The 13613-nt window shown below is 27.9% G+C and carries 14 protein-coding genes; 1 reads left to right on the forward strand and 13 read right to left on the reverse strand.

All coding sequences use genetic code 11. The features are described 5' to 3' along the window. Positions 1-792 precede the first annotated feature (792 nt). From WR164_RS07175 to WR164_RS07205, 7 genes are all read right to left on the reverse strand, one after another. Positions 793-2166 (reverse strand): helix-turn-helix domain-containing protein, encoded by a 1374-nt coding sequence (locus WR164_RS07175; RefSeq protein WP_286136925.1) that lies wholly within the window; start codon positions 2164-2166, stop codon positions 793-795. Positions 2167-2250: 84 nt separating this feature from the next. Then, positions 2251-2805 carry a hypothetical protein gene (locus WR164_RS07180; protein ID WP_286136926.1) on the reverse strand — a complete coding sequence of 185 codons (555 nt, stop codon included), beginning with the start codon at positions 2803-2805 and terminating at the stop codon, positions 2251-2253. Positions 2806-2809: 4 nt separating this feature from the next. After that, the gene (locus tag WR164_RS07185; protein WP_286136927.1) at positions 2810-3475 is read right to left on the reverse strand and encodes a hypothetical protein; all 666 of its coding nucleotides are present in this window, start codon (positions 3473-3475) and stop codon (positions 2810-2812) included. A 10-nt stretch (positions 3476-3485) separates the two neighbouring features. After that, positions 3486-3818, reverse strand: a complete 333-nt coding sequence (locus WR164_RS07190) for a hypothetical protein (protein WP_286136928.1) — start codon at positions 3816-3818, stop codon at positions 3486-3488. After that, complete coding sequence (locus WR164_RS07195) at positions 3808-4143, reverse strand: hypothetical protein (protein ID WP_286136929.1); 336 nt, start codon at positions 4141-4143, stop codon at positions 3808-3810. The genes WR164_RS07190 and WR164_RS07195 overlap by 11 nt, the downstream gene beginning before the upstream one ends. A gap of 359 nt (positions 4144-4502) precedes the next feature. Continuing rightward, positions 4503-4694, reverse strand: a complete 192-nt coding sequence (locus tag WR164_RS07200; RefSeq protein WP_286136930.1) for a helix-turn-helix domain-containing protein — start codon at positions 4692-4694, stop codon at positions 4503-4505. Between the two features lie 289 nt (positions 4695-4983). Next, positions 4984-5742 carry a helix-turn-helix domain-containing protein gene (locus tag WR164_RS07205; RefSeq protein WP_286136931.1) on the reverse strand — a complete coding sequence of 253 codons (759 nt, stop codon included), beginning with the start codon at positions 5740-5742 and terminating at the stop codon, positions 4984-4986. 231 nt (positions 5743-5973) lie between these two features. Between WR164_RS07205 and WR164_RS07210 the strand changes: the two genes are divergently transcribed. Continuing rightward, on the forward strand, positions 5974-6609 hold the full coding sequence (locus tag WR164_RS07210; protein WP_286136932.1) for a recombinase family protein: 636 nt from the start codon (positions 5974-5976) through the stop codon (positions 6607-6609). A 566-nt stretch (positions 6610-7175) separates the two neighbouring features. Here WR164_RS07210 and WR164_RS07215 read toward each other — a convergent pair. The 6 genes from WR164_RS07215 to WR164_RS07240 all read right to left on the reverse strand — a co-directional run bounded on the left by WR164_RS07215 (position 7176) and on the right by WR164_RS07240 (position 13410). Beyond that, complete coding sequence (locus WR164_RS07215) at positions 7176-7898, reverse strand: terminase small subunit (RefSeq protein ID WP_286136933.1); 723 nt, start codon at positions 7896-7898, stop codon at positions 7176-7178. Positions 7899-8765: 867 nt separating this feature from the next. After that, complete coding sequence (locus tag WR164_RS07220) at positions 8766-9668, reverse strand: RepB family plasmid replication initiator protein (RefSeq protein ID WP_286136934.1); 903 nt, start codon at positions 9666-9668, stop codon at positions 8766-8768. Between the two features lie 470 nt (positions 9669-10138). Beyond that, positions 10139-10612, reverse strand: a complete 474-nt coding sequence (locus tag WR164_RS07225; protein WP_286136936.1) for a hypothetical protein — start codon at positions 10610-10612, stop codon at positions 10139-10141. After that, positions 10613-11098 (reverse strand): hypothetical protein, encoded by a 486-nt coding sequence (locus tag WR164_RS07230; RefSeq protein WP_286136937.1) that lies wholly within the window; start codon positions 11096-11098, stop codon positions 10613-10615. 212 nt (positions 11099-11310) lie between these two features. Continuing rightward, positions 11311-11772 carry a coiled-coil domain-containing protein gene (locus tag WR164_RS07235; protein ID WP_286136938.1) on the reverse strand — a complete coding sequence of 154 codons (462 nt, stop codon included), beginning with the start codon at positions 11770-11772 and terminating at the stop codon, positions 11311-11313. Positions 11773-12555: 783 nt separating this feature from the next. Next, positions 12556-13410, reverse strand: a complete 855-nt coding sequence (locus WR164_RS07240; protein WP_286136939.1) for a hypothetical protein — start codon at positions 13408-13410, stop codon at positions 12556-12558. Positions 13411-13613: the final 203 nt, after the last annotated feature.

Genomic DNA, 13613 nt, shown 5'->3' on the forward strand with positions numbered 1-13613 from the left:
GATTCAACAGTATAAATTATATAAAGATCGGATTATCCGTAAAAGGTAATTAAAAAATGTACAAAACTTGAACGTGATATAATCATTATGAAGTTAATAATTTATTCATAGTCTTATTTTCTTGAATTCCTACACAAAACCCGTTGGCTTAATTGTCAGCGGGCTTTTTTAGCATAAAAACATGCTCATATTTGATTTTATCCATGTTAATTAGTAATTATCCTAAAATGATATGTAGATTAGACACGCGTTCTAAATATTGCGTCCATGATTTAGAATCAATTTCTTGTAAATCAAGATAAGTTAAAACATAAAATAATTTATATTATAAGGACGCCCTGATTTAAGGCAACCTTTAACATAGAATTTTAATATCATAGACAATTAATAAAAATTACACAATTAAAATTACTGCGATTTTAAATCGCACCACTTAATAATCTGGTTGCCAGTTGGTTGTCACTTGGTCGACAAATGGTTGTTATATAAGTTTATGCCATTTACGACACTTGCTATCAAATTACGGTGCATTTTCAAAAAAGCATTCTATTTAATTTCAAATAACACTAAAACATAAAACAAGAATACCGTAGCAATTCACGACGGTATTAAAGACATAAACAATGAGGTACCATTTTAGTACCCCAACGATTTATAAACCTGCGTTCCCAAAACAGACACGGAGATAATTAAAACAAGCAGTAGATCATAGATTTAATATCTAGTCTACTGCTCATTAAAATCATATAAATTAAAACAATTAATAGTATCTATATAAAGACCCTTTTTTTTTTACACTTTTTTTAATACAGAATATATAGTTGGTCTACTAATGCTTAATTGCTTGGCTATTTGTGTTGGATTTAAGCCTTTATTAAATAAATTAAGTATTGTTTTGTTTCGTAATGATCTTTTTGCTTTAGCTCCACTTTGTTGGCTTAATTTTCTACGTCTTGTTAATCTCTTTTTGTTTTTACGTCTATATTTCTCTTGCTTGCTGATTAACACTTTTAATTTTGTTTGCTCATCTAATGAAATGCCTAATTTATCAATAATTGTACTGTTTTTAAACTTATATAATGATTTATCATCTAGATATTTCATTTCTCGTACAAGATTATGAATCTCTGCATAAGGCAACTTACGATTAAACATATCATTAACCTGTTTTAGATCATTGGCTAAATTTGAAATATCAACAATGCGTATATTAAAGCAAGCATAAACAAACAATGTAAGCTCACGATAACCAATCATTTCATTATTTCTTAAATTAATTAATTTCTTCAAGTCATTACAACGCTCATAATTAAGCGTATAGGCATTTTTACTAATTTCATAATTAATTAATGGCTTATGATGATTGTTTATCTTATGGGGATGATTTTTTGCTTTTGTAGGACGCTTAGGCAGCAAAGCATTGGTTAAATTCCAAAAATCATAAGTCATACCTTGCTTATAATCTGTTTTAATAACATGGCATTTAACTGGCTTATTAGGATTTCGATAATTTTTAGTACTTGGTACTCTTATCAATCGTAATGGATCAAACGTGCTAGTATCGACCAGTCTTAAATTAGTAACGGATAAAATGGCTTGATTAATCCGTTTTGATATTTCACGTTCCAACTTACGCCATATTACCAACATACCAGTATTATTAACTTGAATTTGATTCTTAAACAAATAGATCAAATGAATACCATGTCCGCTATCTTGAATTGAAGTCGGTAACAGCAATCTGCCATTAGATTGAACGTCTGCAACGTCAATTAAATCAATTAAGTGGTTACTAATATAATCTTTCAATTCTTTGGTCTGCTGATCGTTACAATTATGAAAATCAATATCAACCCACAATGCACCTAAAGCAGAAACGTTATTAACTACTTTATTATCTTCTAAGATATTAACACTACGATTGCGTGTCTTTACCGTATTAAGAGTTAAAAAGTAATCACAGCGATAATTTATTGAATTTAAGACCATATCAGCGTCATTAGTATACTGCGTAAATACAGGTTTATTATAATATTGATTAAAGCCGACTAATGCGTGCATACCTTTGACGGTATCCCAACCTTGCGGTATAATTTTGAATATAGAGATAAGATATTTAGAGTTATTACTGGGCATAGTAATAACTTTATTTTTATTTTCAAGCATAATAATCAGTCCTTTGTATAATATAATTTTGTTTATTATGTATTGGCTCGCTAGGTTACAGGCTAGCGGGCTTTTTTGTTTGTCTTATTTCATGCGATATGTTGGATCTAAAATATCAATCAAACCACTATCTATAGTTTTATTAGTGGGATTGCCATATTCATCAGTTATTCCCTGTTTAACATAATTTTTGTATACTTCTGATTTTGTTATAGGTAAATCATGCTTTTTTCTTAATACAGAGTATGCTTGCTCAATCATTTTCGGATAAATTACATTCTTTTCTGATTTAGCAGATCTCCAACCTTTATCTATAGCTTTCTGGGTTGGTGTTCCGTCTGTAGAAATTAATTTCATTGTTAACAAGTGCCAATACATTGTGTCTTTACTAATATGATTGTCTTTATTAGAATTTTTAAGATGAAGTTTATAAACATAGTTTATCAATTCACAATCTTTAACAATGCCATTTTCAACAGGTTTTTTAAGATTATCTCTAAATTGTTGGTCTATATCTCCATTTTTATCAATATTGAATGTTTTCATGGCTCTATCAATATCAAACTTAGAATTTGTCTCTCCACTTTTAACCATATCTTCATGATCTTTTTTAAGAATTTTTAAGTACTTACTTTTCATAATATCATGCTCCTATCTTCTGACCTAACTTGTGATGACTTAATATTGTCTTTATTTCTTGGTAGCTATAGTTTTGATTAATAAAGAATATCATGGTTTGCTTAATATTATTAACTTGCTTGAAGTCATTAGCAGTTAGATACTCTGTAATCGGCTTATTTTTAGGGATGTTTCTAGTTTTTTTAAGTTGGCTGGTATTCATACCTAAAGCAATCTTATATGCCAATTTATTAAGATTTATATAACTATGACTATCCATAGTATCGTTGTTATCAATAGCTAGATTAAAGTCATAAGTTAATGGCTTGCTTTGAATATGTGTTAATTGACGTCTTAGCTGAATTTTAAGAGCTTGATTAAACTGTTCAATTAACGTATTAATTAATTTACTTCTAACTTGTTTAGTTAAATAATTTGTTCTTAGGCCACCAACTAACTTTAAACATTGCTTTTCATTCAAAAAGTAATATTTCTTGTTGTGCGATGCGATTTTAAATCGCACCCGTTTTAATTCTTTCTTAGATCTAGTAATTGCTTTATTGATTGAACGATGACTAATTTTAACTAAATCTGCTATCCTATCAGCAGAAATTGTTGGCTCATCATACATAGAATTTAATATAACAATTGAATTATTAATATTGCGGTCATTATTAACTAAATTGTTCATAGCAATACTCCTAATTTGTTGGCAAGTAATTGCCAAATCTATGATCTAACTTTTGTTTAGCTTTACGATTTTCAATAATTTCAATCCATTGTTCTTTAACATCTTCATAAGTAGCATTTTCATCATCACAGTTATAAAAAACTTCACTTATACAATGCTCTAATCCAGCAATATAATCGGCATAGTAGCCAACTTTATCATTGATTTTATTATTAAATATATCATGGCTTAATTCTTTTTCTAATTCATGTTCACGATCATTAAAGAAATTATCAAAATCATGTTTTAAGCGTTGTTCTTTTATCTTATCCATATTTATTTGAATGATTTTATTATTTTTCATGGTTAGAACTATCCTTACTACCCTTAGCGGTTAATTGGCTAATATAATTCTCAATAAGTTTGCCTTGTTTACGGGCAATATCTTCCACTTGTCCGTTTAAAATACTTAATTTAGGATAATCTCGTTTAAATTCATATATGAAAGCTGCTAATTCAAATTGTCCCGACTTTTTATTAATAGCAGAATAAGCGTCATTCATTTCATCTAAATAATCGTAAATCATTTTATTTAGTGTAATAACTTGATCCATAGCAGAACTAACGTTATCAACGTCAGCCCAGCTTACTTTTTTAATTTGTTTTTTATCTGCCTTAGTTTCTTGCATAATTTAAAATCTCCTATTCTATATTTGTTGAATATTTAAGCCAATTTGTTCAAATATTCACACATTTGTTGCCTATATGAAACTTTTTGTTATAGAATAAGAACAGAAATGGCGTTTACAAAAGGTTACATTAAGCCAGTATTTTTAATATGAGCTTTGATACAAAGGCATTTATGCAAAAGTATCTAATAAGCCTGTATTTACTAGCTTATGAAGTTACCCTTTTTATTAATTATGTGGTAGTAATTAAAAACGCTGTTTAACAAATAAATATAATTATGAATCAGCTTTTAGTTATTGTGGTAGATTGCTAAAGGCTTTTTTGTTTGCTCAAATTTCTGTTTCTTATTCATCATAAGCTACTCGCTCACTTTCTTACGCTTATCCATTAGATCATGGATAGCTTTAGAAACAATCTTTTTATGTTGATCGTCCATTTCAACACGTAGCCAGCGGTAAATAGTGGGTTCGCTGATACCAATTTGATCTGCTACTTTCCAATGTGGCAAGCGATCAATAAGCATTTTATCTCTTAATTCTTTATTAGCCATTTTGTTCATCTCTTTTCTAGCTTAGTTGTTTAACGGCATACAACAATTTTAAAAATTTATAATTAATAAATAATGTTAAATACACTTATGATAAGCCGTTCATCATCATAGTATCATAAAAATAACAAAATTCAATCTTAAAAGATTTTATTATTTGTTATATTATGCATAACAAGACATATTATAAAATAATCTGTAGTCAATAATGACTTAATTAAACTAATAAGGCATTACTATATACTTGTTCAAAAAGTATATATTTGTAAAAATTAAATTATCAATTAAAATATTATGATTCATTGTTATTAAGATATTTAAAAAACATTTTATGCATTTTCATTATTTTTTCACTTTCGGAAGAAAACTGAAGATATGATAAATCAAATGTTGGAAACAATGAACTACTACCTTCTGTAAAATTATTATTTTTGTTTGTATCATCATAATAACCAATTAAGTAAGTTGAAATATTTTTAGAATCATCTTTAACATAAGTATCTATAAAAGATGATCCATTTATTGACTTAATAAAAATAACTGGCGATAATGAAATGTTCAAAAAAGGATCTTGATTTAAATCATTTAAGGCAAAATGTGCTAATTCCTTAACATTTTCATTATTTTTAAATAAAGTATTAATATAACTATCTGAAATTGAAGAATCGGCACTACGGAAAAAGTAATACATGAATACATATCCTTTAGTAACAATTGCTTTATAACTAAATAAAATATCAACATTTATTAAAAATTGTTTATTTTGTAAATTCAATCTAAAATTTTCTTGGCTTAATTTATCATGCGGATTGTAGTCCCTAATATGTCGTTTTACAGTTTTTATAGTTACATTTTCTCCAACTAAATACAGTAAATCACTAATGTTCAAGCTTAAATAATTAGCAATTTTAGTCCATGTTTCGTTTCTAAATGCACTATTTTGATTAAATAATTCGTATAATGAATGTCTATTAATCCCTAATTCTTCCGACATTCTGGAAATGTTTATATGTCTAGATCTTACATAATATTTTAATCTATTCTTTATCATTTAAAATTATCCTTTGCTTATTATCAATTTAGTAAATATAATCATCATCAATGATAAATGAAAAAATATATTTTTACTAGCGCTCACTTAATCGTGAGTGTTTTTTATTTGTTATTTTATGTATTTTTTGAGTATACCCCATTGATAATTAGTAGAATCCTGTTATACTGATGATGATGATGTGTATTAACAATGTGTATTTTATAATATTAGATTAGGAGATATGAAATTATGATTTTTGGATATGCTCGTGTAAGTAGTAAACAACAAAATTTAGCAAGACAAATAAAAGAATTAGAAGATTATGGTATTGATAAAGAAAATATCATTACCGAAAAGCAATCTGGTAAAAATTACATAGAACGTCCCGAACTAATGAATTTAATTCAAAATAGAATTAGAAAAGGCGATCAAGTCGTAGTTACGTCCATTGATCGTTTAAGTCGTAATTATCAAGACACTAAAAAACTAACTAGCATGATTAAAGCAAAAAGTGCTATGTTTATTATCGCCAATTTCAAGGGATTTTACTCTGATAGTGGTATAAACTCCGATTTTGCAAGTATGATGAATGAATTTTTAATTAATTTCATGGCTTATCAAGCACAGCAAGAACGTGTAAATATAAAAGAACGCCAACGTCAAGGGATAGAATTAGCTAAAAAGCGTGGTGTTTATAAGGGTAAACAAGAAAAATATGGCAGAAACAACATTCACATGGTAACAGCCGTTAATCAATATAATAATCGTAATAAAAACCATTTAACCGCACAACAAATAGCAAGAATGAATGGTATTAGTCGTTCTACTTTGTATAAGAAAATTCGTAAATTCAGAAAACAAGATCAACTAGCAGAAGAAAACTAAATAAACTCATTGTGAAATTTTCCATAGTGAGATTTTATACATATAAATTGACTAGCTCATTTTTGAGCTGGTCTTTTATTTTAGAAAAGCACTCCCCTGCCTATTCATATCAACGTTTATAGTGATAGGGGACTTGTCAAAATTTAATGTTAAATTACTAATTCTTAAATAATTAAATCACAACGAATTATGTAGTTATCATTACTATTTATATGTGAGCCATTTTTTAATGGCTGATAAGTGTCATTTTTTAGACACTATTTTTACTAATTCGCTAGATTACCAATTATTAATATTTTTAATGCAAAATAAAAAAGCTAGGCGATCAAACCTAACTTTTTATGTAATGATATTTATTAATACCATGATTTTATTCATAGCAGACTAATTTTAACATTTAAAAATAATGTGAGCATTTGTCAGCATTTTTTATTACTTCGTTTCCAACTAAATTACTTAAAATTATTAGTATTGAGCTACATAGCAGTATAAAAACACGAAAACACAAAAACATGAAAACAAAATCAATAAGACACTTTGTTTTCCTACTTGTTTTTGTCCTGTTTCTATGATCGTTTATTAATGGCAGACTTTAATGCAGTAACCATTGGATCAATTTTCGGTTTGTTATAAGTTTGTTTTGGTAGAAATTGAAGTAATCGCCTTGCTATCTCTGTTTTATCGTACATTCTGATTGTGAAACTATGCTTACCAATATGTATATATTTAACTAGCGACCAGTCGGCTTTATCAAAATCAGTGATCTTAAAATGATTCTCGTAGTGAATGACTGGTTTACCGTGAACGTCTAGTAAATGATGACCGTTTTTCATAACTGGTACTGCTGTCGTTGTAATTTTCACATAGTCGCTTATATCAGCATGCATTAATTCAATATATTTATTTAAAACGTCATTGGCGTCAATCAAAAGTGGTTTTTCTTGGTACTTAAACAGCTTATGCAAGCAAGACTGGATTTTATCATTGTTTAATAGTCTTGATCCATTGGCCCGTGCTGATTTAATTGAGCAATGATAGACTTTTTGATACGCCTTAGTGGCATTGTAGCAATTTAAATAAATACGGCAAAATCTTTTGTGTTTATCGTCCGTCCGTTTCTTAATACTCAATTTAGATTCATGAAATACAGTCCGTTCATCATTGCGGTGCCAACCATATTTTTGCCTGTACTTGCTAATTGTGCCTTTAGATATTTTAAACTTGAATGCAATCTTGGCATAACTCATGTTTTTATCAAATTCAGACTTAAGCAAGCTCTTAGTTACCAATTTCTACACCACACAATCCAAAAAAATCTATATAATTCTGCCTTTTGCTATCAATTCCGTTTCCAATAATTAGATTAATCGCCTATAAATCAGTAATTCAATCTAGAAACGGTAATCTCATATTATCATGTTTCCATTAATGAAACTGCACCCTAAATTAGTACAAAAAATTCCCAACAATTTCATACTTTTTCAACCATGCAATAAATAGCTATTAATATGCTTTTATGCTATACATAGCAACACTTATGGCGATTATTCAAGTGCACCCTTTTTATAAAATTAAGCTAATTTAGGGTGCACCCACTAAAAATTATCAGTACCGTACTAAAAGTTTCCACTATTTTCCAATATTTCAAATTTATACAAGATACTAGCAATCGTTGCTATATCAATGATAATAAGTACAACCAGTACTGCAACCTTTTTTGTAAAACAGTACCGCAAGTTTCCAAAATGTTGGTATTTCTTGATCTAGTGTTTCCACCACATAAAATGACACAATCCTTACTATATCAATGCTGTAGGGATGATTCTACTGTAACAAACGGGTGTAACGTTGCAACATAAATTTCTAAAACTTACCAATTCTTACTACAAAGTTTCCAATTTATATTGCCATTAAGTACTGCCACCATAGTATTTACAGGTGCAACCGATACTACAACTTTCAGTACTGGCGTTACACTTGTTTCCTTAAATCTTATGAAATCTTATAGTATTGTTTCCAATAGTTGCACATTTTTAATGAACTTTTGTGTGCACCAATTTTTTAAACTAACAATCTCATTAAATACTGGCATTATTAGCTTTATAGACTAATTAATAAAAACATGATTTAGAAATTAGTGCATAAATATGCATATTTTAGCTTTTTAATGAATCGGATATATCATCTAAAATTGATTTTACATTCTTAGTTTTAGATGAATGATCCTTTTTACTATTATTAGCAATATTTACTTTACGTTTTAAATCTTTTGTCTGTAATTTTAATACTTTATCCTTAGCTTGCTGTTTTTCTTTATCAGTTAAATTAGTGTTGTTGTTAATATTATCTATCTTTAATTGATTATCTCGACTTTTGCCACGTGAAAAGTCATTTTGGTTATTTATTTCTGGTTTCCATGTAAACAAATAACCCACTATTCTACGTCCATGCTTAATTTTAGTTATTTTAAAATTCTTAAAATATTGTGGCAATTCATTTTTTAATTGCTTTAAGATTCTTTTATTAATATCACTAAAACTATAACTTTTCGGAACATCAAACAATAATCTAAATTCCTTAATATTAAATTTTCGTTTCCCTACTACGCGATACTGTTTAAATAACCTAAAAGCTGTTTTTGAGTAACTGCTTTGTAAGTTAACAAATTGTTCTAAACTAAATCTAGTCCAATTTACTAAATGATTTATTACACCTATTAATTTAGGATTAACACTAATTGTAACTGTTTGATTCTTCTTATTAATCTCAAAATTAGTAAATAAGACCCAAGCCTTATATACTTTTTCATCTTCATACCACATATTTAAATTAAGCATTTTATGATATGTTTTTTCTAAATCACGCTCAAAATTCTGTTTATCATGGCGTTTATAATTACTTAATCGCTTTATTTCTGAATAAGAAAAGGTAATCTCACTTGTTCCTTTATTTCTCATGCGACTTACTATGCTAAAAAATATATTAAATTCATGACTTTTAAATTTTCTAAACGGTACAGAATTTAATTGGTTGCCGTATTTAACAAGCTCATTGCTCAAAATTAAGCACGTCCTTATTGATTAATTAAAACTAATAATATCAAAGCAAGGACTTAATTTCAATGTGTCCTATTAAATAATATACGTTTCCCAAAAAGTCCTATTATCTAATTTTATTGATAAACAGTTTATGTTAATTTAATGAATAAAATATCATAAATAATCTTAATAAAGGCTTTTAAAACAGGTTTCACAACTAATCGTTAAGGTATTCCAATTTATATTTAATTAAAGTGTAAAAATAAATAATAACAGATCCCAAAACGTCCTGTTATTTATCCCAAAATGTCCTATTATTTGTCCCAAAACGTCCTATTATCTATCCCAAAATGTCCTATTATTTATTTATAATCCTTTGCAAGAGTAAGATCTACAAATTACTAAAGAGTATCTAAAGAGTTTATTAAAGAATTTATAAAGAAACTAATAAAAGAACGTTCATGTAAAAATGTTCTTAATTAAGACTAAAACTAACTATCTGGGCTTAATAGTCTCCTTGATAACTGATACAATTTCTTAAATTCACGTTCCCGTTCGGCTTGTTCTTTAGTCGGTTTGCCAACGCCCTTAGGTTTTAATCTAGGCTTACTCAACTTTCCAATAATAGCAATACGTTTATACATAAAATCATTATAAGTCATGCCATACTTTTTAGATAATTGTGTTAAAGTTGGTCGTTCTTCATTAGTTTTATAGTAATAACTATCTGCCAATATCTTTAATTCGTCTTTACTTAGATAAGACAAACGATAATACAGACTTTTGGCTTGCGTTTTAAATCTTAAATTCAATTCTTGTAAATGATGATCGTAAAAATACCAATATGTTAATTGATACCTAGATATTCTACTAATCCACGTTTCATTCATAATACTTTTTACGTCATCAATCTTATTGAAATATGGATCATCAGTCATCATATATGGCAATACGTTTTTATCCATTTACAAAGCCCCTAACATTTTATCTAGATTGCTAAACGGATTATCTGTTATATCAACTGCTTTATTTACAGGCAGCTTAAATCTCCATTCTGTTGCTTCTTCAATCTGATTCAATTCATTCATGGTCTGCTGATCCAATTCATGATTATGTTCTGGCTTGTTAGTCTTAAATAAATACATTTTCTTTAGGTAATTTAAATCATGTTCATTAAGATTAATCAAATAGCGGTTAAAATAGTGTTTCTTGAACCGCAATAAATCGGTTGTATCATGCACAAAGCTCTCATAATCTACTAAATCATTCACTTGTAATTGAAACGGCTTGATACTAATTTTATTACCATTGCTATCATAATTAAGTGGACTATTAATAAACGATTGTTGCCAAAAACGCCATACATAGCGGACTTTGTGAGAATGTACTGCTTTAATTTTATTGTCAATCCGAAAATAACTCTTGATTAAATCATAGTCGATATTATCCATAGTTTGATTGCTCCTAAGCTAAAACGATACTAATTGCAACTGATTTTTAGTGCTAATTTGATATTAGACTAATTCATGTATAATTTTACAACAATCAAAAGAAAGTTTCTAAATAGTACTGTTTTTGAATGATTTTCGGGATGACTTATAAAAAATAAAAAAGCCAATATCATTAAAAATGGTATCGACTTTTGCTAATATTATGTATTCAATTAGTGAAATAACTTCCATAACCAGCCGTGCTTGTTCTTTTCATGTTCAATTCTCAACTGGTTATACTGATTATTCTTGTTATCAAGTTGTGAATGGTATTTATTAACTTGATTCTGTAGATCAGTTATTAAATCGTCTTTCTTGGCAATCCGTTTTTCAAGATAGAAATTGTGTGTCTGCAATTCTTTATTTCGATCACTAATTGTTTTTACCTGTGTTTCCAACAATTTAGACAATTTATTAACCTTATTTTTGCTTTGATTGTCATTATTAAGTTTATCAGCACCGTTTAGTCGGTTGCTATATAAGTAATCCACACCTTGTTTAGTAATCATGTATCTATTAGACAATTTATGTACATATTTTGATCTAAAGTTAGAATCACGCTTGATTATAGCCAATATTCCTTGCCTAGTATATCCAGTCATTTTAGCAGTTTGTGTTGTCGTAAAATTTTGCATTATTAATCAACCCCTACTCAAATGATATAGCAATCATCATCATTAAACAATAGACAATAAATTAACTAAAATTAACTTTATGATTTTACATTTCATAAAATATCATCTTGAATAATTGTTGTTATATCAGTACATAGGGTATTTTAATGATAAATATTTTAAAATTTAAACAAGAGTAGGGGAGTGGTAACCAGTACTCATTAATTTACATATAATTGTCTACGTTTACTTTTAACAATCATTATTGATGATATAATCATTTTGTCGGGTTTATTTAAGCTCGATAAGGTGGTGAGCAACCATGCTTAATTTATTAAATACCTTATTTATTAGTGCTTTCAATTTAATTCTGTGTCCTTTAGTAGTTTACTACTTTGAACATAAAAATAAGCATTAAATAAAGAGTCAGTGTTTTTGCGGGACACTGGCTCTTTTTTTGTGGTTATCACAACCATGCAATAACATTTATTAAATACCAACTTCAATATATAACAGTTGGATACAATATTCAATCATTGAAATTACAAGATCATGTTTTAGCATATTTAAAGGAGTAACCAAAATACTTACCCCTTATAAATAATCAAAATTAATTGTATATAAAATCATTTATCTAATATCAAGTAAATTATATGTAATCATGTAGCAACTAATTAATACATGTCATTTTTAGCTTAATTTACATACTATTGCATATCACGATAGTTTATTTTTAAATCTTTAACCTAAAAAGTCAAGAAAACAAAAAGCCCACGTTCCCAAAACGGATACGTGAGCTATCATTTATTGATTTTCTAATTGAGCTTGATTCTTTTTATAATCTTTTACAGCTTGATCTAGATTTTGATTAACATAGGTCATAACTTGATTATCTAGAATCGTTTTATCTTTTATTTTATCTCCGTATTTCTTAATTCCTTGAATATACAATTTATTTCTTAATTTACTCATCAAATGTTTATTAGATTCATTTTGGCGTGGTATTTTTTTAATTCCAGTTAATCCAACACTAGCAGAAGAATTTTCAAAATCATTATTTGATTCATTAGAATTATAATTCTCGTTTAACGTATTAGGTTCAATATCTGATTCATTGTCATATTTATTTTGTTTATCTGCCTTTTGATTATCTTGAGAGTGTAATTGCACGCTTTTAGTCTTATCAGCATGTTTATATTCATTATTTGAGATCTCATGCTTTGATTTTTGCTCTTGATTGGCTTTTATATGCTTGCTATAAGCAGAAACTGGGTAAAAGCCTTGTTTTATTTTAGGTTCTGATATTTTCGGATTACATGCATGATATAAACGATAGGTTAAATCAGTTAAAACAATGATTCGCTTACTATTATAAATGTTTTCATTACCGTTAATTTTGATATATCTAGTAATAAATCCATTCTTTTCTAGATAATTAAGCTGTGTTCTAATACTCTGGCTCGTAATACCGTTCATGTGTGTAATAAACGCTTTGTTACTAGCAAAACAATATCCTAAGTGGGACGTAAAGGCAACAATCTTATTCAATAAAGCTAAATATCTACAATTCACTTTCTCTTCAATTCCAAATGGCTGAATTGCATAGCCTTTAATATCGTCTTTCCCAAATTCCGTGAAGTTATTATCATCATAGTCCATAATCTTATATCCACCTTTCAATTTGATTATATCTTAAAAGTTATTAATCAAGAAAAGCAAGACACCACTTACTACTACCACATGATGATATTAACTTATTTATTAATTATTTATTAGGTTATTTATTTAGCTTGTTGATTCCAACAGTAGCCTATTGTTGCTATCAACAGTATGTATTGTTGCTTTTAACAGTAAGTATTGTT

This window comes from Philodulcilactobacillus myokonensis, from assembly GCF_027923585.1.
GTDB classification, from domain to species: domain Bacteria; phylum Bacillota; class Bacilli; order Lactobacillales; family Lactobacillaceae; genus Philodulcilactobacillus; species Philodulcilactobacillus myokonensis.

Excerpts from the sequence above, each read along its gene's own strand:
- WR164_RS07180 (WP_286136926.1), bottom strand. The coding sequence starts at position 2,805 with ATGAAAAGTAAGTACTTAAAAATTCTTAAAAAAGATCATGAAGATATG.
- WR164_RS07235 (WP_286136938.1), bottom strand. The coding sequence starts at position 11,772 with ATGCAAAATTTTACGACAACACAAACTGCTAAAATGACTGGATATACT.
- WR164_RS07195 (WP_286136929.1), bottom strand. The coding sequence starts at position 4,143 with ATGCAAGAAACTAAGGCAGATAAAAAACAAATTAAAAAAGTAAGCTGG.
- WR164_RS07175 (WP_286136925.1), bottom strand. The coding sequence starts at position 2,166 with ATGCTTGAAAATAAAAATAAAGTTATTACTATGCCCAGTAATAACTCT.
- WR164_RS07185 (WP_286136927.1), bottom strand. The coding sequence starts at position 3,475 with ATGAACAATTTAGTTAATAATGACCGCAATATTAATAATTCAATTGTT.
- WR164_RS07225 (WP_286136936.1), bottom strand. The coding sequence starts at position 10,612 with ATGGATAAAAACGTATTGCCATATATGATGACTGATGATCCATATTTC.
- WR164_RS07190 (WP_286136928.1), bottom strand. The coding sequence starts at position 3,818 with ATGAAAAATAATAAAATCATTCAAATAAATATGGATAAGATAAAAGAA.
- WR164_RS07230 (WP_286136937.1), bottom strand. The coding sequence starts at position 11,098 with ATGGATAATATCGACTATGATTTAATCAAGAGTTATTTTCGGATTGAC.
- WR164_RS07240 (WP_286136939.1), bottom strand. The coding sequence starts at position 13,410 with ATGGACTATGATGATAATAACTTCACGGAATTTGGGAAAGACGATATT.
- WR164_RS07200 (WP_286136930.1), bottom strand. The coding sequence starts at position 4,694 with ATGGCTAATAAAGAATTAAGAGATAAAATGCTTATTGATCGCTTGCCA.
- WR164_RS07205 (WP_286136931.1), bottom strand. The coding sequence starts at position 5,742 with ATGATAAAGAATAGATTAAAATATTATGTAAGATCTAGACATATAAAC.
- WR164_RS07210 (WP_286136932.1), top strand. The coding sequence starts at position 5,974 with ATGATTTTTGGATATGCTCGTGTAAGTAGTAAACAACAAAATTTAGCA.